The following is a 22,822-nucleotide window of genomic DNA, read 5'->3' as shown; positions in this document are numbered from 1 at the left end:
ATTATTTACCGATTGATCTGACTTAATATGGTAGCATCCTCAATTTTATGGTCCTCTGCCAATAAAAACGCTTTGCTCAATACTAGGGAAAGCCCTCGGTCTCCTTCAAAGGGTAGGAAGATATTTTCTGTCTTTCGATCTTTTCCCCGTGACGGAACAATGCATAGATATTGATCATTAGGTTCCATCAAGATGTTTGTACTTCCAATATGAATTTTATAGGTGCGTTTTGTGCCTTTGATTTTTAAGAATTTCCCATCAAATGAGGCGACTTTACCGATTTTTAATCGCGGTACCAGTTTTTCAAGGATTTCTTTTCTCGTCTTGGCTACTTCGGTCAAATCCCCAAAAGAATAGCTGGTCCAATAGTCCCTGTACTGTGGCAATCCACCATTATCTCTCCATTCAGGATCATTGCCCACACTGCACACCCCTACGTACAGATCCACATCCCGCATAATTTCGGACAACACAATTTTAGGAATATCAATCAAATCCTGTGTTTGGTCTTCCTTTAAAAAACGGACCTGGTCGGTGGCTACATAATTCCATATTCCCGCATCGTTAAATGCATCGTCATCATTCAGCTCATTGATCCAAAATTCTGCCGTCAATTGGTGTGCCTTAATGGTGATAGAGGCTTTCCCAGAATCCATACCATTATCGAATGCTCCTAACAACGTATACCGCCACCCTCTTAAAGCCGTTAAGGCATTAAATTGATGTTGCTTAATGATATGGGCTGCCATTCTATTGCTATAGGATTTGGTATTGATTTCTGCTTCGGTCAACAAATAGACTTCGCGGTACGCCTGCTTCAACGGCTGTTTTAATTGGAGTTCTTCCAAGCTATTTCGCCAATGGATAATCCCATCAATTTCGGCATAAATGGGATGCCATAGCCGAACTTCTGTTTCCCCTGAAATCCAAGGAATAAGTTCTCCGTGGACATCCTTCCATCCTTCATTGCTAAAGATAGCGGAAACAAAAGTATTTGATTTTTTGAACTGCCAAATAAGGCGTCTGCAAATAAAACTTACCAATCCATGATCTAAGTAATGCTTTTGAAAGTTTTCATAGGTCCATACCCTATTTTCCAGATAAGATCGGTCTATCCGATCTCTTTGGGCCGTTAAATATTTTTTTATCTGGGCCACCTCCGCTTTCACTTTTTTTAATTTCTCCTTTAAAGTAGTAGAATCTTTGAGGAATGCCGGTGCTGTCTTTTGTGAAGATCCGTCTGGTTTTTCCCAGTTTAAAGCAACTTTACCCAATTCTTGGATTTCGAGCTTTAGGGTATACGTCTTGAATTCATATTCCTTTCTACCCAATTGCAATCCAAAGTCGGGAATGGATAATTCTTCCACTTCTGCAGCGGAAACACCTAGTTTGTTGGAAGCCTCCTCTAAATATTTTATGATAAGGTTTTTGGTACCGTTCTGTTTGATCTTCAGTTTTAATCGGGATAAATGACTAACGCCTTCCAATCCCCTAGTATGTCCCAGTACATACAGACAGGCATTGCCTACGGCCGCAGCTGCAGGTCCTACTCCTGGAATTTTTCTAAACGCCCGCTCGGCAAGTTGCCCCACAAGGTTCAATGTTTTGCTATCGTGAAACTTGCAAAGACTCCATACCAGGCCCTTTAAAAATACCGAAGTCTTTTCATGCATGAATTCATACGTGCTATAGGTGTAGGTATGATTATTGTAAACTTGCTCCACCACAGTTTCAATCTCTTTTAATCCAATGACATAGTCCAACCAAGGATGAACCATGGCCTTATATTTGGCTATGCCTATGGCGTCAATGGCAGCACTGGTACTTTTAAGGTATTTTTGCGAAGGCCTGGAAGCATTGGCCTTGATGCATAAATGAAATAGGGCGTACCAGGCATCTTTTTGACGTTCTGGCAAGGTTTCTATTGCCCCATTAATCAATTTTCCAAGCCTGTCATCGGGCAGATGATAGGGCGCTGTTCTACCTTCCGTATTGTTGGTTTCGAACAGCAGTTTTTCAATTTTAACGCGTACCTTTTCTAAATCCGACCCCCAGTAATTGCGTTTTTGCGACATTTGGGGCCATTTTAGAAACTTCTCCAGAAATAATTTCAGGGAATCTTCTAGTCCTTGCTTCTTCACCAAACGTTCTATTTGCTGGATGGTGAATCCTATGGGCCAATCCACAAATCTTTTCGTATGATATTCATCAGCTTCCTTAAATTGATTTAAAATGAAGATGATCTCATCAATAGAAAACTCAAGATTGCTGCGTAATAATCCACTTAGGATTTCCGTATATGCCGCTTCCTTGTATCTGTGCCTATCATTGCTGGACCATATTTTTTTCTTATAATTTATTTTATGAAGTGCAGCTACTTGTTCGATCAAATAGAACACTAAAGCCCTTTTGGTGGCATTGTCCTTTGCTTTAATGGCTTGATAGGATAGCAGCTTCCCTAAAGAAACATTGTACCACCAATTTTGGCCGTTTTTATCTTTGTCCACTTCTAAGAGTACAGCGTTCAATAGGCTGTCGAATGCTTTGGCTGCTTTTGGGTCGGTTTGGTTTTTTTCTCCGCGAAAAAGAGCGGTGAATCGGTCTATAAAGCTCATAATTTATCCTCCTACCAATGGCGTTAATTTAACAAAGTTTACTTCGGTACTTTTACGGATCAGTACTTCTTGCTCCAAGTTCTCTACCTGTTGTTCATCGATCAATACAAAGTAGCCATTCTGCTGAAACGCCTCCCAAGCAATCAACACTTGTTTCTCCACATCAATCTTTCTTTTCCGATCCTTAAGTTTATACCCATTTAAGGTCTTTTCGGCCTGAGTAGGCTGAATCAACCCCTTAAAATACTCGGGCAACTTGTCATTATAGGCTTTAACTTCAGTTTCTACCCTTGCGGCAATCAATTCCTTGACCGTGGTTCTTTCGTGCTGTACGGCAATAGTGATTTCATGAAGAATGTCTCCGGTAAATGTGGTGTCCCTTAATGTAATTTCCATGGTGTTTAATTTTAAACGATACTTTAATCCCATACCCCCTAAAATTCGAGGCAAAATTAGTATAGCATCGGATATTGAATATAAACTATATTTTATGTTATGAAGTTCCTCATTTTCTATGACAAAGGCAACTAATTTGTGAAAACTTCCTGAGTCTGTGCTTCGTAGAACGCGTTAGCAATAGAATCAACCGGAATAAGAAGGGTTTTCTACGCTAAAAATGCGTAAAAAGTTTTTCCACAAAGTTTTGGAAATGAGTATAGGGGACTTTTAACTTCTAGGCGGAACATTGCTCACACCTCCCCTTAATCAAGATATTGGAAGCGACCACCTTACGATTGGGTACTTTTGGGATAGTTATCTGCACTTCCAGACAATCTACTTTCCCACAATCCAAACATTCAAAATGCGGATGTGCATCAATATGACCCGAAGTGGAACAACCATTACATTTTGCATACCATTTTATACCATTATTGGAAAGGAAAGAATGTAGAACACCATCATCTTCCAATTTGTCCAATACCCTATAAATGGTGGTTTTGTTCATAATCGTACCAAGACGTTTTACCAATTCCACCACAGAAATGGCCCCTTTTTCTTTGGCGAATTCGGCTAAGATGATTCCGGCGGACTGTGTTTTTCTAATAATTCCCATAGTGTAAATTTATTACAACTAAGTTGCAATAACAAATAGTGTGCTTATATTTGCAACTGAGTTGCATTAATTTAAAATTGGATGTAAAGCAGTTACTGCATTATCATCGGCATAAATTTAGTAAATGTTAGATAACCTATGAATAAAAAACAGATAGAACTAATAGGAGACAATCATATTTCTACCAGTGTAGAAACACCAATGATAAAAACGGCCTTCCAAAAATCAGATAATGAAAAAATTGAGGCGATCCAGCATCACTTCAGTAAAATAATGGAGGAATTGGGGCTTGATCTCTCTGATGATAGCTTATCTGGAACGCCTTATCGCTTCGCCAAAATGTACGTGAAGGAATTATTTTATGGGCTAGACCCGAAAAATAGGCCCAAATTATCCGTATTTGAAAATAAGTACGGCTACAATAAAATGCTTGTCGAACAGAATATTACTATAGATTCTTCTTGCGAACATCATTTTTTACCGATCACAGGACATGCCAACATCGCTTACATTCCCAAAGATAAAGTCATTGGGCTATCAAAGATCAACAGATTAGTGGACTACTATGCGCATCGACCGCAGGTACAGGAAAGACTATCGCTGCAAATTTTAAAGGACTTGCAGCGTATTCTGGATACCGAAGATGTCATTGTCATGATTTGCGCAAGGCATTTATGCGTATCCTCCAGGGGAATAAAAGATAAGGATAGTACAACCACCACCATAGAATATGGGGGAGTGTTTGAACATAAGGAAAACAGAAAAGAATTTTTAAGTGTAATTACTCATCAAAAAGCATAGACATGATCTCAGAAAAACAAGTATTGGATGCCCAGACCGCATGGGGGCAAGGCGTAGTTAGCATTGGAGCTTTAAAAGATAATAGAACAGAGTGCGAAGTGTATGCCAGTGGATTTTTAGATGTATTATATGCCTTTGAAGCAGGGACGGTTTTATTTAAACCTACCAAATGTGCCATAGAACAATTTAGACCTTCAAAAGCACAAGCATTATCGTATTTTATCGCTGGTGACGATCGTGCTTGTCAGGAAGACAAGGGCTTTGCGATACAACCTTGGACAAAGGTGCGATTTGAAAATGCGGGAATGATCTTGGACACTGATCGTGCGATTGCCATGGGAGATTATTTTTTTACCGATTTGGACGGAAATGAGGTCAAAGTAGAATATACTTTTGGCTATCGGCTTATTGAAGGGGAACTCAAAATAGACCTTCACCATTCTTCTTTTCCATATACCATAACAGAAGAAGCCGTCTAATGCAGAAATCCCTCTACCTCTTATGTCCAACAGACCACCTAGAGACAATCATAGATCATAGGTTCGGGAGTAAAAACTATTTCTATAGTTCTCTAGGTAATGCTGCGATATTTGATGCTGATGTGATGCTCGAGATCAAAGAAATGATCCAAAAGCATCACATCAAGGAGGTTTTCTTAGTATGGTCCAATGAGAACCGAATTGTTTTGGATGCCCTTGGGAATCAAAATTTTCATGAGATTCGAAGTTTGAACAACTTGTATAGCGGAATCACCCAACAAATAAAATATACCGTTTTATTGAAACAGAGCGCGAACCCGGAATTCTCCATGATGTCCTATTGCTTAAAAAAGAAAGTTGAGGAATTGCAACGGGAATTTAATCTTTTTTTCAGGGAGTCCATTAAGGTGAGAGGGAAAATCTACAACAAACAAAAAAACACATTTCATCCTATCCATGCTGATTTGACTTGTGTTGAAAAGTATTCCTTAAATTAGAGTTTTATAATCAGCAAACCAGGAAATCATAGTATGGTGGAGTACGATAGAAGAACATTTATTTCATTTTTAGGGAAAGCAAGTTTAGGTGCCGCGATACCTACCCCGTTTTTAATAAGCTGTGGAAATACCACGACACCTGCTACTGCCAAGGACGCAAGCTCCGAAGATTTGGAACGTTTGGGGCAGGTGATTATTGAAGCTTTAGCGCCCACCGATAAGGACGACTTGGTGCTTACGAAAGGGTTGACCTATGAAACCATCATTAAATGGGGAGATAAGATCAGCGATCAAGATACCTTTGGATTCAATAATGACTTTACTTGTTTTCTTCCTTTCGATGAAAATGATCCAAAGGATGGCCTTTTATGGGTAAATCATGAATATGTAAATCCGCTTTTTGTTTCTGGTTTTAATCGGCACCAATTCAAAAATCCCGAAGAACACAGGACTCGGGAACAAGTAGATCGGGAAATGTACGATGTAGGAGGGAGTATTGTACGGATCAAGGAAGAAAATGGAACATGGAAGGTTGTGGAAAATGACCCGCATAACCGGCGTATCACGGCGAAAACCCCTATTCCTTTGAACTGGGATAGCCCTGTACAAGGAGTTAGCACGGTCATAGGGACCCACAGTAATTGCTCGGGAGGCATTACGCCCTGGAGGACCTTTTTGACTTGTGAGGAAAATTATGATGCCCTTTTTGGAGAAACCACCTATGATGAAAATAATGTCGCCACCCACAAACCGAGTAGGTGGGGATGGGAGGGTTTTTATGAATATCCACCAGAGCATTATGGTTGGGTAGTAGAGGTGAATCCTAAAGATGGAAGCGCCCAAAAACATATTGCTTTGGGAAGATTTGCCCATGAATGTTGTACCCTATATGAATTGGAGGACAAACGTGTAGTAGCCTATACCGGTGATGATAAAAGTGATGAACATCTCTACAAATTTATTTCTTCAGAACCAGGCTCTTTAAAAGAAGGGATCCTCTATGTAGCGGATACGGTCAATGGAAAATGGCTGCCCTTGGATTGGAAAAGTCAGGAAGTGCTGAAAAGTACGTTCAAAGACCAGACCGAGGTATTGGTGCGGGCTAGGGAAGCTGCGAAATTATTAGGGGCGACTCCTTTGAATCGTCCAGAAGATATAGAAATTGACCCGATTACCGGAAATATATTGGTTTCCTTGACCAACAATAAGGGGAAAAACGATTTGCATGGGTCCATCTTAAAAATTGAGGAGACGGAAGGCAAGTTCGATGCGCTCACCTTTACAGCATCTACCTATATGGCCGGAGGGGAAGAAAATGGCTTTTCTTGCCCGGATAATCTGGCCTTTGACTTGTCCGGAAACCTGTGGTTTACTTCAGATATGTCTGGACGTTCCATGAATAAAGGCGCTTATCTACCCTTTAAAAACAACAGCTTATTTCTTATTCCCCGGCATGGAAAAGATGCCGGAAAGGTTATTCGTGTGGTATCGGCCCCGCGGGATGCCGAACTGACCGGCCCTTGGTTTTCCCCAGATGGAAAGACCTTATTTTTAAGTGTGCAGCACCCTGGAGAACAAACCAGGGATTTGGAAAACCCCACCAGCCAATGGCCTTTTGATGGGGATAAGATCCCTAAACCTGCCGTAGTGGCCATACAAGGCTAGTTGATTGAAAAGATGAATAATTTAAGTCGGATTGAAGGCTAGGGCAGGCGGTGCATAGAACGTTGGTACGTTCGTGATACATCCAAAGAAATTAGGGAGCGCCTTCACTTTCCAAATAGAAGAATCTATTACAATACTATCCGGACGATCGTCAACAATAAATTGCTCCATACAAACACGATATTGACCCTGCTAAACTAACGGATTTAATCCTTTAGCTGAAATCCACTATCCTTTTAGTGTAAATACTTTTGACAAAAATTGTCTAATTTTTTTACACCAAATAAAAAATTGTATTATTTATTATATTGATTATCAGTACATTAATGTTATGGTATGAAAATGGAAACAAGAAATTCAAACCCCTGAACGTATTCGTCTATTTATCAGCAACCATAACACATAAAAAAGGAGAATCATGGTACGTAATTATTTAAAAATCGCTTGGCGCCACCTTTTCAAAAACAAAGGATACACTTTTATTAATGTGGGCGGTCTGGCCCTTGGACTAGTGGTTACCATGCTTATAGGACTGTGGATTCATGACGAGCTTAGTTTTAATACCAATTTCAAAAACTACGAAAATATTGCACAGGTGCTGATGAACAAGACCAACAATGGGGAGACTCGCACCCGGTACAATCATCCCTATCCTTTAGCCGATGAATTGCGGAGCGTCTATGCGGACGATTTCAAACATGTGGTCATGAGTTCTTTCCCAGGGGATAATGTACTATCGGTGGAAGAAAAAAGCTTGAATACCTATGGGGCTTTTATGGAAAAAGATGTGCTGCGTATGTTTTCGTTTCCCATGTTGAAAGGGGATCAAAATGCGCTTGATGATCCCACTTCCATTGTAATTTCAGCCGCTATGGCCAAGGCATTTTTCGGTTCCGAAGATCCCATGGGAAAAAGCATGAAGTTAAACAATCATAGCTATGTTACCGTTAAAGGAGTTTTTGAAGACCTGCCCCAAAATGCAAACGTTTTTGATGCCCTCTCAGCCTTTTCGGGCTTAGAAGAACTCCAATTTATTGCTCCTTGGGACCTTTATGTAGCTATGTACGACTGGGTAAAAGTGGCACGTGACCGAAAACTATGGGACAATAATTCCTATCAATTATATGTACAAATAGCCGATGGGTCCAATATGTTGGGCGTGAGTGATAAGATTAAGAATACCTTATACGACCATGTTCCCGATCTAACCCAACGGAGCAACCCCCAAATCTTTCTCCATCCGATGAAGAATTGGCATTTAAAATCTAATTTTAAGAATGGGGTACCTACTGGAGGAGCGATTCAATATGTGCGCATGTTCGGTATTATTGGAATTTTTGTGTTGCTGTTGGCCTGTATCAATTTTATGAATTTGGCTACGGCCCGGGCCATGAAACGAGCGAAAGAAGTAGGCATTCGAAAAACGGTTGGATCCAATAAAAATCAATTGGTGGGGCAATTCATGCTAGAATCATTGCTGGTCACCTTGTGTGCCTTTGCCCTGGCCTGCATGCTTCTTGGGCTGCTTTTGCCCCTGTTCAATCAGTTGGCGGATAAACAGATCGTCTTTCCTTTGGCCAACCCCTTGTTTTGGTCCGCGGGTCTGGGATTAGTGCTGCTTACCAGTCTTTTGGCGGGAAGTTATCCGGCACTATATCTCTCTTCCTTCCGCCCGGCAAAAGTATTGAAAGTAACCATTCGCAGCGGGAAAACCGTGCTATCTTTCCGTAAAGCTTTGGTGGTGGTCCAATTTACGGTTTCCATCATTTTAGTGGTCGGTACCTTGGTGGTCAATCGGCAAATTCAACATTCCAAAGATAGGCCCATAGGCTATGACAAAAGTAATCTGATCATGGTTGAAAAAAGCACCGAAGACTATGAAGGAAAATACAATGCCTTGCAAGAGGCCCTGAAAAAAAGTGGGGCAGTGGTGGAAATGGCGGAATCTTCCAGTCCGTTGACAGCGGTTTGGAACAGCAACGGCGGCTATGAGTGGGAGGGTAAAGATCCTGATTTTGTCACCAATATCGTTTCTTTTTATGTATCCCACGACTATGGAAAGACAGTGGACTGGCAAATAAAAGAAGGAAGAGATTTTTCCAGGGATTTTGCTTCGGATTCCACCGGTTATATCCTCAATGAGGCAGCTGTACAGTATATGGGGCTGCAGGACCCGGTGGGGAAAACGATCCAATGGTATGATGGAGAGCATAAAATCCTAGGGGTGGTGAAAAATCTGTTGACGGAATCCCCTTTTGAAGCCGTAAAACAGGCCATCTATTCCATAAATTATAATGAAACCAACTGGATTACCCTTAAACTGGCGCCAGGGAAGAACCTAGCGGCATCCCTCTCCACTGTCGAAGGGGTTTTTCAAGGGTTTGCCACTGATGTTCCTTTTGAATACCAATTTGTGGACGAGGCTTTTGGAAGCAAATTCAAAACAGAGGAGCGGATGCGAAGCTTATCGGAAATCTTCTCCTTGTTGGCTATCTTTATTAGCTGTTTGGGGCTCTTTGGCTTGGCTACTTTTATGGCCGAACAGCGTACCAAGGAAATTGGGATCCGCAAAGTATTGGGCGCCTCTATTGGGAGTCTATTTCAAATGCTTTCAAAGGATTTTGCCTTGTTAGTATTGGTTTCTGGTCTCATTGCCATTCCATTGGCCTATTATTTTATGCAATCCTGGTTGGAAAACTACGCCTACCGTATCGGAATCCCGTGGTGGGTCTTTGGGGTGGCGATTTTGGGCGTATTGTTGGTAGCGCTTTGTACGGTAAGTTATCAGGCCATCCAAGCGGCAACTATTAATCCTGTAAAAAGTTTACGCACGGAATAGGGGATAGATAGGGTAAATTAATAATCATAGCTTGAATAATGTAAATACGGCCTACTTCCCGATACAGAAAATAACAACCTCTCATCTTGAGTGAGTTACGATAAAGTGATACAAATGAGATACAGATGCAACAATAAAACTAACTAATAGAGGTGAAAAGTTCATAATCCTGTGAACAAGATTTTTTAGCCAAGCACAAGGTAATCATCATTCAGCTTATTTTTATACTCTATAAGAAAAAAGCTTATAAAGTGATTTAGTCTCGACAAGTAAAAAATTAAAAAACTGAATCAAAGTCTTCCTTAAAAAGACCCCACCCCCAAAAAGTATTTCGTTTTCTTTTTAAGGGTCGCATCTTTTTTTAGGACTATAGAATGACATACAAGCTCAGATACTATTTTTTTAAATGAATACGACTAACAAATTACAATTCGTCAGAACGGATAAAGTAGACCTTACTAAAAGTCACTGGATACTATTAAAGAAATCTGACACCCCAAATAAACCTGAGCTAGAATTAAGAACATACACTGAGCGATTGCCTTATGATACTGGTAAGTATATCAATGGTAAACTAACAATCACCTATGCTTATGATGCTTTGCTTAAAGAGTTAGAGAATGGCTTAACTGATAACCTTATCGATGAACCTGAGGAGTGGGATGAACTTATACTATATATCAAGGATTATCGATTACCTAATACAGGTGCTACATTTTATTTTGAAAATATTGGGACAAATAAAGCTCTATGGCGTTCACTGCATCTAGATAACTCAAGAAAAATTAAATGCAATAGCATAGCTATAAATGGTACTATTGAAGGCTTAGAGAAAGTATTCATAGATGATTACAAGCCTGAGCTTGATAAAGATATATTTACAGCTGATGATTTACTTGCAGTTTCATTACAAAGTAAAAACAGTATGTAATAACGCTATACTATTCTTTTAGGTTTTATAACTCTACTAATACTGGTAGACGAGTTAGTTATTATTAGAACACTTTTGTTTACACGTTAGCAGTGTTTGTATATATCTATTGGCGTACACGTGAGCGCATAGATGAAAAAGAAAAAATAGGATAACTATTTAACGGTTTCTAATTTTTTCTTTAACTCTTCTATTTCAATAAGCTCTTTTAGCTTCTCTTTTTCTTCCTTCATTTGGTCTACTGAAGACTTGAGTTGGCGACCAAATTTAGTTGCATAAACATAGTAAGCTGACGAGATGAACAATAGTAGTACAAGTGGGAAAACTATCAAGCCCTTCTCATCAAGGTTCCCTTCTTTAAGCTCATAGATGAATGAATGAGCGAATGAAATAAAAGCTATTATTGAGGCAATAAAGATGATGCCTCCTATGATAGGAAGCAAAAGTTTGTTTTTCATATAATTTAGTGAGATAAATACTTATTGACTGTACTTTTCTAACTCATCCACTGGGCGCTTAAATACAGTCATCACAGTTCTGTGAAGCCAGTCCTTATTAATTTCGATGTTCATTCCCAACTCATCACAATACCTACTGTAAACAGCTGATTTAACTTTAGCTAGAGCAATTCGGATAATAGTATAGTTAGTAAAAGATTTTACAGATTTAGGTATGCTTCTTTTATAGTCCCAGTGTTCCTCTTTAATTGAAAGACCTGTAGAAACACTCACTGTTTTTCCTCCATCAGTAACGACACTAATTCTAACATCGTTATATTCTTTATTATTTTTCACTCGATATGCTATCTCCATAAAGTTATTTACGTTTTGTGAACCAATAATAATACAATTCAACGAATACCCCAAATATGTGTCCGATTTTATTTTGAGCTATTCACATCTTTCGGTGTGGATAAAGAGAAGAAAAATAGACGTGATAAATACCTAAAAGATTTAGGTAAAAAAGTACGTGAAGCTAGAGAAAATAAAGGCTACTCTCAGCACGAATTAGCTTCTATTGCTCAAATTCCAAAAAATCAGGTTGGTCGTATTGAACGTGGTGAGATTAACACGAGCGTGTTTACACTTCAAGAAGTCGCAGAGGCCTTAGAAGTAAATATTACTCAGCTCTTAACTAAGTGATTCAATCTCATCAAAAATGTCCTTCTTTAATTTGCTAAAAGGTAGCTTGATAAGCTTCTCATCTTCGTAGTAAGACTCAAATAATATGTGATAGGCATCTTCCTTTGTTATGCTATAGTTCCTGAATAGACTTTCAATGTATGCGTCCGAGTGGTTAATTCTCTTATTAATTAGCCCTTTAATAAGCCCCTTGTGGTTTGCGTTATATGTACCAACTATATCAAAATAATTTAGCGAACCTTCAACTAAGTCTTTTATATGCTGAGGCGAAGTGTACTTAGCAGTGTTAACTGAAGTATTAAAATTAGTGGTTTTACCAATAAGACTAGTGTAATCTAATGGTGTGAAAGCAAAATTAAAGTGCTTAACAGCATTAAGTTTGGAGTAAGGGTAAAGAATATTATGTTCAGCATCACTTGGGTCGTCATCCCCTTTATAATGAGTGTTGCAAATATTGCAACTTGGAATTAAATTATAGAATGAAAGTGCTAATAAAGGATAATCGGATTGAGGGTAATAATGGTCAAATTCAGGGAATACATTTTTTGTTTTCCCCTCTACTTTATGCGATGTAGTATAATTTCTATTACAATATGGACAGACATCAACCGATAGCGCCTTAGCTAATTTAAAACCATCGTGCATTTTCTTCTTATACTTGCGAAACCACTTGTAATTAATAATGTTATTTAAATCCATACGGAGCTCAGAGGTGTCCCCAAATTGCTCAAACAATTGTTGTTGTATATCTTTAACAATAGTCAACTCACTACCTATTATTTTTTCTTCATTTTCTATTAAAAAAACAATCAAAAGCTTAAAAGGAATTCGTCCGATTGAATTCTTTCTATCCTTATAACGTCTTTTAGCTCTTACAACAATTTTACCTTTTAATCCTTGTTGATGAATTTTTAAAGCTCGTTTGGTATGACTAGTATTAATATTAATCATTTTTGCTTAATTTTTTTCCTTAAACGATTTATCTCGTTTTCGATAGCTTCTTTGTCATTGGTAGCTTCAATATACATTTGACGCAATTTATGCTTGACAATAGGTTCATCTACTAACTCGATTAGTTTCTTATGATAGTCAGGCTCATCTTCAAACTTTACAGATTCATCGTATTCGTGACCATTCTTATAATTAATCCAGGCTATAGTTTCATTAATTTTTTTACTTGCAAAGTCACCTACTAGTCCATTATCCACAAAAAAAGAATGAGATAACAAGTCAGAAATATTAGCTCCGAAAGAATTGCTCGGTCGCTCATCATCTGCTATATCCGAAAGTATTTTTGATTTATTATTGTCACCCTTCCTCAGATAGGTTACATTATCATTAGGGATGTCAGAGAGAGCTAGAGGGTCGTGGGTAGCAAAGATTATTTGAATTGTTGGTGATATATTTTCTGCTTCGGCTTCCTCCATAGTTGAGTGTGTTTCGAGCATAACGAATAGATTGGCGAAAATATCAGGTAAAACATTAATAAGGTAACTAACGTATCGGCGTTTCCATAACGGATGAAAGCCTAAGTCAGCTTCATCCAACAATAAAATGTGATTTTTTTTACGACGAAGATGATTATACTTATTAAGTGTAAAACCGTAAAAACTACTGAATAGGTTTAATAAAGATTTCTCGCCAAAAGAGAGCCTCTTTGAAGGGGTGAATTGAAGTACCTGAGCATTGATTACTGAGTTCTCATTAAAGGCTGATATCATTAATCTATAAGCTTGCATCAGTTCTTTAAACTCAGTAAACTTAAGCGTTTGTAGGTCTAAACTTAAAACTCCCTTATCTAAGTTAAAACCATCTCTTGTTATTACTATTGTCATAGCTTTATAAAAGCTATTGATTTTAGTAAACAGCTTGATAGCTTGTTTAGCTTTACCTGTGATTTGGGTTTTTATTTCTTTTCTATTCTCTCTTAGCGCCTTAAATGTTAGTTCAATTCCTTTTTTAATTTCTTTAATTGAGCTTAATATCTCTCTATTAATAGACTCTATTGTGACTGAAGTAGGAGTGTTTAATCTTTTAAGTACTTCTTGTATACCATCCCTGAAATGCTTGAACTCATTGCTGTTAAGCTCATCATTAACAAGTGATTCGAGTTGTTTGAAAAGTACTCCTACATTATCTTTTGGCTTAGCTAAAGATGTACTAGTCTTAAGTATTTTATCTAGTCTTCTTACTACTCGGTCTTCTTTTTCATCTAACTCCGCATTGATATCAATGTCATCTATTAAGGTAAGGCACACCGTAAAATTCAAGGCATCGATTTCATTTTTAATACGCAGGTAAATATATCTGTCAATAAAGGCAATTTTGTGATTTAAAAAATCAATTAGCTTGTCCTCAAAATCTTTCTTTTTTATAAACTCTTCAAAAGTCGTATCTGGTCTTCCGTTGTACTCTGTTTGCATTGAAGTAGCGTCGATTAGCACATAAGACAGAATGTTAACCTCAAGGTTGCTAAAAAAATCCAATCCATCGTTTGTTAGATGAGTTTTATTTTCATCTCTTACAGTATAGGTTTTCCATAAGTCATCAAGGTTTAACTTTTGTGTAGATTCGATATCCCCTTCAACTTCAAAGCCGCCATAGGTATTCCTTAAGTCTCTTTTTGATAACGGCTTAGCAGATATAAAAAGCTTATCGTATAAAGGTATTTCATTATTTTTCTTTTTTAAATCTATACTCAATTCACTACTAAGAAACATTACATTTTTTTCAATCTTTTCAAAATGATAATCATCTAGTGTTTGGTTTCTTTGAGGGTTTATATTTAGCGCCGAAGAAAAATTATCAAGTTCAATGTCAGGTATTGAAGTATAGTATAACTTTGAAATATCATCTCGCGCTATTGATGTAAGTTCATTCTTTTCGTAATAAACAAATAATTGATTTTCAGATGTCGGACGTCCGTTATCATCCCTTCTACCTGTTCTGTTTTCCACTATAGGTATTTCAGTTCCATCATCATAAATAAACAAAGCTTTAGCATCATCTTTGTATTTATTTATTATCGACATTAGAGTAGTTTTACCTGTTCCATTTGCTCCAACAACCGCAGATATATTTGCTATTTTTTCACCAAAAAAATCAGGAATATAATAGTCATTTAATACCGTAGTTATTGTTATGGCATTTTTATTTTCATCAAATTCAAAGTGATATTTTTTTTCACCACCAAAGTTTATAACCTCTGGTTTGTCAAATAAAAAGTGTTCGTGAATATATATAGCTGCTAATGTCATAATAAATTCTTTTAAGCCGCCTCAGGAAGCCCTGTGATGTAGGTTTCTACAAATTTGGTAATCTTACCTAGGATGCGTTCATAAACGGTCTTACGTTGTAGTATAGAAGGTTTCTTTTCTAATGCACCTAGTACATCATCGCGCAGTGGTTCTTTCTCTGTAAAAAGGTAATCGCTTATAACTTCTTCAAGTTTTTCAGGCACTAAACTTTCAGAGGCGCACATCGCTACTAATGCTTTTTTCCGCTCTGCTGTCCAGTAAGTAGCAAATACGGCTGGTATGTCTTTTGCATCTGCTATGAGTGGCATTTGTTCTTGTATGAAGCGCTCAATTAATTCACGTTTGCTACGTAGGTGTGCTTCACCCTCTAAGAGGTCATTAATCGCTTTTTCTTTCTTAGTTTTCTCTTCTGTAGTAGTGTCCTTCATTCCAGCGAGAAGCTCTAAGATATAAGCCACATTAACCTCATCACGGCGAATCAACTCTAATTCAAAATCTACATCATTTAAGATGCTTTCTTTATAAACAGCATTGTCGTTGCGTACCTTATCGTGGATGTCTAAGTATTTACTTTTGTAGTCCTCAAAGGTTTGCTCATCTAAGGCGATATCATCAAAGGTAAAATCGGTAAATGATTGTAATACGTTTTTTATACGGATAAGCTCACGGAAGGCTTTTACAAAGTCTAACTCGTCATCTTCACTTTGTAGGTTATCTACGCTTTGAACTGTTGGCGCAATGCCTAATAATTTCGCGAAAGCGAGATTAAACTTCTGAACATAGTCTTCATATGGCTCAAGGATGATGTCTTCATTTGCATCTTTGTTAGAAAACAAAGTAATAGCTTCGTCTGTTCTTGCTTTTAGGTTTCTAAAGGCGACAATATTCCCTTGTGACTTCTCTTCACCTAATATTCTGTTTGTACGCGAGAAGGCTTGTATTAAGCCGTGATAACGCAGGTTCTTGTCTACGTAAAGAGTATTAACCTTCTTGGCATCAAAGCCCGTTAAAAACATATTTACAACCAGTAACACATCTACACGGTTTACATCTTTAAAGTCTTCACGCTCTCGGTCTTTGATACGCTTTGCAATGTCTTTGTAATAATTATAAAACGACTGCGAATCTTTAGTTGTAAACTTTGTTTTGTACTGGGTATTATAATCACCTATGTAGCTTTCTAGCTTATCTCTAGTGTGAGAGTTACCATAGCTAGCTTGAGGTTCGGCAGCTACAGGAAGGTCAGCCTCGATATAACCATTAGCATCTGAATCATTTTCGTTTGCTACATATGAAAATATAGTTGCTAGGCGCAGATTGTGTTCGCCAGCTTCACGCTTCTTTTTAAAGATGTCGTAATAGGTAGTCAAAGCATCTACGCTACTTACACAAAACATAGCACTAAATTTCTTTTGATGTGTTTTACGAGGATGGTGCTTGATGATATAGTCTACCACAGCTTCTATACGCTTAGGCGAGTCCATTACTTCCTTTTCATCTATGGCCTCTACGTCAATATCTTCTACTCCGTCTTTTTGCTTTATGGTGTTGATATATTCAATAGAGAACTTTAATACGTTTTCATCACGTATAGCATCAGTAATCACGTACTTGTGTAGGCATTCTCCGAAAAGGTCTTTGGTTGTACGTTTCCCGAACTCAGAATTGCTTGCTGCATTTTCAACAAGTATAGGCGTTCCAGTAAAACCAAACATCTGACTATTTGAAAAGAACTCAGTTATCTCTTTGTGCGTGCGACCAAACTGACTGCGGTGACACTCATCAAAAATAAAAACGATATTGCTGTCTTTTACACTTTCCATTTTTGTCTTGTAACGACTCTTACTTATAGCGTTATTAAGCTTTTGAATAGTCGTGACGATGAGCTTTGTATTCTTGATTTCACCTTTGTCGTCTTTGTAGGTATTCGTAAACTGCTGTACGAGTATGCTAGTATTATCTGTACCGTCTATACTGCCTTTTGAGAAGCTATTGAACTCCTTTGTTGTCTGATAATCTAGGTCTTTTCTGTCTACTACAAAAACAACTTTATCAACCTTTGGGAGGTCTTTGAGTACTTGGCTAGCTTTAAATGAAGTAAGCGTTTTTCCTGAGCCTGTAGTGTGCCATATGTACCCATTATGCACGCTATTTTTTACTTGATTGATAATTGCTTCCGTAGCATAGTACTGATAAGGGCGTAACACCATCAATACCTTATGTGTCTCCGCAAGTACTATATACTTTGTAATCATCTTGCTGAGGTGACACTTCTCTAGAAAGGTATCTGTAAACTCAGAAAGCTGTGTGATTTTCTTATTGAACTTGTCTGCCCAGAAGAAGGTTTGTTTAAACTCCTGCTTGCGGTTGTTCGCATAATACTTAGTATTCACACCGTTGCTTATCACAAATAGCTGTACATATTGAAATAAGCCTGAAGCAGCCCAAAATGAATGACGCTGATAACGATTTATTTGATTGAAGGCTTCTTTTAACTCAAGCCCACGACGCTTGAGTTCTATTTGTACCAACGGTAAACCGTTTATTAAAATAGTAACATCATACCTGTTCTTATAGCTTCCTTCTATGCTTACTTGCTGTGTGACCTGAAACTGATTCTTACACCAGTGCACTTGGTCGAGAAATTCAAGGTATCCCGCGCTACCATCATCTTTAGTGTACTGAAACTTATCCCTGAGTATTTTAGCTCGCTCAAAGACGTTACCTCGGTTGAGGTGATTTAATACCTGCTCAAACTCTTTATCACTTAAAGCAACTTTGTTGTGTTTTTCAAGTTGCCCTTTGAGGTTACTATACAGGTCTGATTCGTCTTTAATAATGGCTCTATCATAGCCCAACGATTCTAGTTGTGCTACAAGGTTATTCTCAAGTATTTGTTCAGTTTGCGTGGTCATTTAATTTCTGCGGTCAAATAGTTTTAGTTCAAGTGTGGCAAGGGATTTACAATTATGGTTTTTTAGTTCCGCTTTCGCGAAAGCAATAATCTTCATATAATCGGTTTCATCTTTCATCTGTGTCCACGGTACAATAGGGTAGCGCAGTTTCTTTTGAATGATTCTGTCTACAGGAAAGTGAGGCGGTTCTTTAATATCGCCTATACACCAGCGGTATTTTAGATGCAGATTTAAAAGCTTCTGACTAACGCCAAAGTTAATAGCACCATTACTTAGATACTTCTTGTATGCAGTAGAGGTTTCACAAAGCGATTTTATGTTATCTACGTGCTCTATATCGCTTGGCACAGTATTTACATATTTAGGTACGAGCACCTCATCTACAAAGCTTCTAAGAGCGTTTCTTATCTCGCTACGCATATCTTCTGAAACATTAGCACTATACACTCCTGAACGCTGAAACGCACCACCGAAGGTGAGTATCCAAATTTCGTTAAGAAGGAATTGATGTTTCATTAGTCTATAGCATTTATTTGTTTTAGATATTTCACTGCTTGTCTTCCATAGTTTTGTTTCCACTTTTCTCCAAAAGACTTGACCGCATCTTCAAATCTAACGCCTTCGTCAATTAGTCTATGCAACTCAACAGCGTAGTGTAGTTGATATAAAATAGAAGACTTAGCATAAAGGCTTATACTAATGTCTTTAAGAAGACGAGTAAATGTATTCGTATACACGAATAGAAGCTCCCAATTATCCTTTGCATTCGTTTTATTTTGCAATGCCCCAAAGGTTGTTCTAAGATGACCTAGGTTAAATATTGGAAAGAAAATTTCAGGATGAAAATACGAAGCTATCCGAATTGGGAGAGCTGAGCTGAAATGCGATATATTAAAACTAAACAAGCCCTTGCAAAACCTCATTAATTCTTCTTCATTCTTTAAGTTCCAAGCTGGCAATCCTACAGATTCAGGATAAACAAATCCTACTACTTCTTTAAAGTTAGGGTGCTCAAAACTTGTTTTAAATGCTTTCTCCCATAAACCTGTTCCAGCGAGCTTCGACTCTATACCGTACACAAAATCATAAAATAACGTTTCATTTCTTTTATGATGTTCTTTTGGAACATAAAACAACTCAAGGTCAAATCCATTTTCCTTTAGCTGTTTCTTTACTATGTTTCTTTTTCTATTAGCTTCAATTTCTCGTTCTAAAGTCCATTCATATACTTCTCTCGTGGTGGCTATAGTTTTAAACAAGGCAATAGTATCCAGTTTGTTTAGGCTTAATTCTTCAAGTGACTTTGTGGTTGTTTTTGGCTTCTTGAGCCTTGAGAAATCATCTTGTTTTTTTAGGCTGTTGTACTTATCCCAACTATCCTTAATTGTTTGTTTATTTACAAAGCCTTCATCTTGATTTGCCCATAAGTCATTAAAGATAGATTTGCATCTGCTTTCATTCTCTTGGGCAACTCGTATCGTTAACTCATCATTTTTCACAAAGCCACCTTGCGTAAGGTTTGATGAAGTAACATAAGTATCATTGTCTGTTATATATAATTTTAAGTGAACGTTGTTATTGATGAGTATTTTAAAGCCACAGTCTAACAAGTAAGATAGTGCAGGGATATTAAATGTATTAATGTTACTATCGTTAAAGCGTGTTATTATTCTTTTGTCTTTAACCTGATTAATAGTGTCGCCATCAATAATTTTCTTGGCAAAACCACTTATAAATGGAACAGCAAATAGTAAGTGCTTAACGCTTTTAACTGTACTCTTTCTTACCTCTTCGGTTATAGGATTTATAAGTATTTGTTCCCTGTTACTCATCTTAAACAAACATTTGCTGTAACAGCCCTTTTTTAAATTCCTTTGACTTCTCAATTTGTGATGCTACCTGTGTAATCTTGGTATCAATACTCGACAGGAAATCGGCGATTTTTTGTTGTTCGACAAGGCTAGGAAGTTTAACTGTTATTTTAGAAAGGTCTCCAAGATATATGCCCGGTTGAGCACCAATTGTTTTCCTCTTAAGCAATTCCCTTTGGAAACCTTCAGCTTTCATATACTGCTCAACATAAGATGGGTTTTCAGTTTCAAAGCGGAAAAAAGCTACACTTCGTTGAAATGCAATATTTTGTGTACCATCAAATCTTACTACTCTGCCAATTGTACCTACTATAGATAATAAAATATCATCTCTTTTAAGTTTATAGTTTTTATAAATTTGATTGTAGTCACTTTCTGAAATCTCCCTATCATTTTCATCATAAGACAATTTACCATTAACTAAGTTTTTCGCACTGAGAAGCAAATAACCAGACTTTGGGTAATCCTTATGAGTTGAGTGAGTACCATCTTTGATTAAACTTGAAATAACCTTTATTGATTTCTCCTCCCACTCAGGAAACCCCTTACCATCATCATCTTTAAAACGTAACTGTTGCGAGAGGAGCTGTTGCATCACGCCTTTTTTATATTGCTCAAGCAATTCCTTCTTTTGTGTAAGCTGTTCTATACGTGTATCTACAGAGGTGAGGAAGGTGGCTATTTTTTGTTGTTCTTCTAGATTGGGTAAATTGACTTTAATCTTACCCAAGTCACTAGAATTTATCGCTGGGTAACTAGAACCTGTACTTCTCAACAATACTTTATTTACAAAAAGTTCTGTATGTAACATCTGGTAAATGAATGCAGATTCATTCTCCGTTCTTAGTTGTGCATATCCCGTTGAAGAAACGTAATTTGACTTATTAAATTTAAAATGATAATTATTCTTTTGATACGGTCTGACAGTCTGAAAGATAATATCATTTGTCTTCAATAGCCTCTGTGCTCTGCTAGGGGCACCCTCTCTTTTTACCTTATTTTCGCTAACTAAAATTCCTTTACTGACACTTTCTAGGTCAATATAAATAAATTCAATAGGCAGTTCTGGTGATTTGGGATTTACCACGCATTCTTTATTTAAAGATGAATTTCGCCAATTTTTCTTAAAACCTTTAAACCTCAACTCTGGCACTAATCGCTCCTCCTTCATACTAAAACGGGGTATTAATGCCCAGCTCCTTACAAAAGCCTTCAATGGTCTGGTCATTTTCAGTAATGACTTGCTCTAAGTCGGTGAGTTCTTTCGCAACAGCTGTCAAGTCTACTAGGGCTTCTTCTTCAAAAGTATCTACGTAACGCGGTATATTAAGGTTGTAGTCGTTCTCGCGTATATCGTCTAGACTAGCTATAAAACTATATTTGTCTACTGCCTTACGTTCTTTATATGTAGTAATAATCTTTTCGATATCGTCATCACGTAGGTAGTTCTGACTGCTTACCTTATCAAAATGTTGGCTGGCATCTATAAATAGGATATCATCATCTGCCTCACGACATTTTTTAAACACGAGAACACAGGTAGGGATACTTGTACCGTAAAAGATGTTAGCTGGCAAGCCTATTACCGCATCTAGATAGTTACGCTCTTCTATAAGGTACTGCCGTATGTGTGCTTCTGCGCTTCCGCGAAAGAGAACTCCGTGTGGTAACACCACTGCCATCTGCCCATTATCGTCTAGATGGTGTATCATATGTTGCACAAAAGCAAAATCTGCCTTGGTTTTAGGTGCGAGCTTACCGTACTGGCTAAAACGGTCGTCGTTTATCTTCAACTGGTCTGCTTTCCACTTGGCAGAAAATGGAGGATTTGCCACAATGGCTTCAAAGCGTTTGTCTAGGTGTTGCGGTTCTTCCAGCGTATCCTCTTGCTTAATGTCAAAGTCACGATAATGTACGTTATGCAGTATCATATTCATACGTGCAAGATTGTAGGTAGTACGGTTGAGTTCCTGCCCGTAAAACTCGCCTACGTCGTCTACTTCTTTGGCTACACGTAATAATAGCGAGCCACTTCCGCACGTAGGGTCATATACAGATTTAAGCTTACTTTTCCCTGTTGTAACAAGCTTAGCAAGTACTATACTTACTTCTTGCGGGGTATAAAATTCCCCAGCCTTTTTACCTGCACCACTGGCAAACTGCCCTATGAGGTATTCATAAGCATCGCCTAACACGTCTATATCGCTGTTCTCCAGTTCAAAGTCTATCTCGTCCAAATGTTGTAACACTCTTGCAATGAGGTCATTTTTGGCTTTTTCGGTGCGCCCTAGTTTGGTTGAGGTCAGGTCAAGGTCTTCAAAAAGGTTGTCAAAATCGTCTTGAGAATCTGTACCCATCGTACTATTCTCAATATCTCTAAGGATACGGGCGAGGTCACCAAGGATAAAGTTATCTTCAGTATCGCTTTCTTCGGCGTTGCCACGACGGGCAATCTCGCTAAACAAATCGTTAGGGTGTAAAAAATAGCCTAGCTCTTGGATAGCATCTTCTTCAACAGCTTCAAGGATGGCTTTACCGTGTTCGGTATCGGTTTCTATTTCGCGAAAGCGTACTCCGTCTTCTTTTAAAATCTTATCAGCGTGCATCTCCATACGCTCACTGAGATATTTGTAAAAAATAAAGCCTAGTATATAGTCTCTGAACTCGTCAGCATCCATCTTACCACGAAGGGTATCAGCTATGTTCCAGAGTTGTTGGTTAAGTTTTCTTTTGTGGTCAGCAGTCATAAAATTCTT

General features: G+C 38.0%; 19 protein-coding genes. 7 read left to right on the top strand and 12 right to left on the bottom strand.

Annotation, left to right across the window (positions count from 1 at the left end):
- Positions 1–5: 5 nt before the first annotated feature.
- The 3 genes from ACEXOE_RS13525 to ACEXOE_RS13515 all read right to left on the bottom strand — a co-directional run bounded on the left by ACEXOE_RS13525 (position 6) and on the right by ACEXOE_RS13515 (position 3,669).
- Positions 6–2,615: a DUF4132 domain-containing protein gene (locus ACEXOE_RS13525; protein ID WP_394749343.1), complete on the bottom strand. Its 2,610-nt coding sequence runs from the start codon at positions 2,613–2,615 to the stop codon at positions 6–8.
- A gap of 3 nt (positions 2,616–2,618) precedes the next feature.
- A complete protein-coding gene (locus ACEXOE_RS13520; RefSeq protein WP_394749342.1) occupies positions 2,619–3,011 on the bottom strand; it encodes a hypothetical protein in 393 nt (130 codons plus the stop codon).
- A 277-nt stretch (positions 3,012–3,288) separates the two neighbouring features.
- A complete protein-coding gene (locus ACEXOE_RS13515) occupies positions 3,289–3,669 on the bottom strand; it encodes a Fur family transcriptional regulator (RefSeq protein ID WP_394749341.1) in 381 nt (126 codons plus the stop codon).
- Positions 3,670–3,807: 138 nt separating this feature from the next.
- Between ACEXOE_RS13515 and folE the strand changes: the two genes are divergently transcribed.
- From folE to ACEXOE_RS13485, 6 genes are all read left to right on the top strand, one after another.
- Complete coding sequence (gene folE, locus ACEXOE_RS13510) at positions 3,808–4,470, top strand: GTP cyclohydrolase I FolE (protein ID WP_394749340.1); 663 nt, start codon at positions 3,808–3,810, stop codon at positions 4,468–4,470.
- Between the two features lie 2 nt (positions 4,471–4,472).
- The gene (locus tag ACEXOE_RS13505) at positions 4,473–4,949 is read left to right on the top strand and encodes a hypothetical protein (protein WP_394749339.1); all 477 of its coding nucleotides are present in this window, start codon (positions 4,473–4,475) and stop codon (positions 4,947–4,949) included.
- A complete protein-coding gene (locus ACEXOE_RS13500; protein ID WP_394749338.1) occupies positions 4,949–5,446 on the top strand; it encodes a hypothetical protein in 498 nt (165 codons plus the stop codon). Before ACEXOE_RS13505 ends, ACEXOE_RS13500 begins: the two co-directional genes overlap by 1 nt.
- 33 nt (positions 5,447–5,479) lie before the next feature.
- A complete protein-coding gene (locus tag ACEXOE_RS13495; protein ID WP_394749337.1) occupies positions 5,480–7,111 on the top strand; it encodes a PhoX family protein in 1,632 nt (543 codons plus the stop codon).
- A 418-nt stretch (positions 7,112–7,529) separates the two neighbouring features.
- Positions 7,530–9,950: an ABC transporter permease gene (locus ACEXOE_RS13490; protein WP_394749336.1), complete on the top strand. Its 2,421-nt coding sequence runs from the start codon at positions 7,530–7,532 to the stop codon at positions 9,948–9,950.
- A 406-nt stretch (positions 9,951–10,356) separates the two neighbouring features.
- The gene (locus ACEXOE_RS13485; protein ID WP_394749335.1) at positions 10,357–10,881 is read left to right on the top strand and encodes a hypothetical protein; all 525 of its coding nucleotides are present in this window, start codon (positions 10,357–10,359) and stop codon (positions 10,879–10,881) included.
- A 155-nt stretch (positions 10,882–11,036) separates the two neighbouring features.
- Here ACEXOE_RS13485 and ACEXOE_RS13480 read toward each other — a convergent pair whose 3' ends face one another.
- Positions 11,037–11,339 (bottom strand): hypothetical protein, encoded by a 303-nt coding sequence (locus ACEXOE_RS13480; protein ID WP_394749334.1) that lies wholly within the window; start codon positions 11,337–11,339, stop codon positions 11,037–11,039.
- Between the two features lie 21 nt (positions 11,340–11,360).
- On the bottom strand, positions 11,361–11,693 hold the full coding sequence (locus tag ACEXOE_RS13475) for a hypothetical protein (RefSeq protein WP_394749333.1): 333 nt from the start codon (positions 11,691–11,693) through the stop codon (positions 11,361–11,363).
- Positions 11,694–11,789: 96 nt separating this feature from the next.
- On the opposite strand from ACEXOE_RS13475, the gene ACEXOE_RS13470 reads away from it, so the two are divergent.
- A complete protein-coding gene (locus ACEXOE_RS13470; RefSeq protein ID WP_394749332.1) occupies positions 11,790–12,023 on the top strand; it encodes a helix-turn-helix domain-containing protein in 234 nt (77 codons plus the stop codon).
- Here ACEXOE_RS13470 and ACEXOE_RS13465 read toward each other — a convergent pair.
- From ACEXOE_RS13465 to ACEXOE_RS13435, 7 genes are read right to left on the bottom strand one after another with little or no spacing between them, the layout of a single operon-like run.
- A complete protein-coding gene (locus ACEXOE_RS13465) occupies positions 12,012–12,974 on the bottom strand; it encodes a hypothetical protein (protein WP_394749331.1) in 963 nt (320 codons plus the stop codon). The two genes, ACEXOE_RS13470 and ACEXOE_RS13465, sit on opposite strands and share 12 nt — an antisense overlap.
- Positions 12,971–15,280: an OLD family protein gene (locus tag ACEXOE_RS13460; RefSeq protein WP_394749330.1), complete on the bottom strand. Its 2,310-nt coding sequence runs from the start codon at positions 15,278–15,280 to the stop codon at positions 12,971–12,973. Before ACEXOE_RS13460 ends, ACEXOE_RS13465 begins: the two co-directional genes overlap by 4 nt.
- Positions 15,281–15,291: 11 nt before the next feature.
- On the bottom strand, positions 15,292–18,195 hold the full coding sequence (locus tag ACEXOE_RS13455) for a type I restriction endonuclease subunit R (protein ID WP_394749329.1): 2,904 nt from the start codon (positions 18,193–18,195) through the stop codon (positions 15,292–15,294).
- Entirely contained in the window at positions 18,196–18,711 is a 516-nt protein-coding gene (locus ACEXOE_RS13450; protein ID WP_394749328.1) for a hypothetical protein, read from the bottom strand.
- Positions 18,711–20,027: a phospholipase D-like domain-containing protein gene (locus ACEXOE_RS13445; protein ID WP_394749327.1), complete on the bottom strand. Its 1,317-nt coding sequence runs from the start codon at positions 20,025–20,027 to the stop codon at positions 18,711–18,713. The genes ACEXOE_RS13450 and ACEXOE_RS13445 overlap by 1 nt, the downstream gene beginning before the upstream one ends.
- A gap of 1 nt (position 20,028) precedes the next feature.
- Entirely contained in the window at positions 20,029–21,237 is a 1,209-nt protein-coding gene (locus ACEXOE_RS13440; RefSeq protein ID WP_394749326.1) for a restriction endonuclease subunit S, read from the bottom strand.
- A gap of 1 nt (position 21,238) precedes the next feature.
- Entirely contained in the window at positions 21,239–22,813 is a 1,575-nt protein-coding gene (locus ACEXOE_RS13435) for a type I restriction-modification system subunit M (RefSeq protein ID WP_394749325.1), read from the bottom strand.
- Positions 22,814–22,822 lie beyond the last annotated feature (9 nt).

Source organism: Spongiimicrobium salis, assembly GCF_043678055.1.
GTDB lineage: Bacteria > Bacteroidota > Bacteroidia > Flavobacteriales > Flavobacteriaceae > Spongiimicrobium > Spongiimicrobium salis.
Note: the sequence above shows the minus strand (reverse complement) of the source record. Positions and strands in the feature narration are given on the sequence as shown.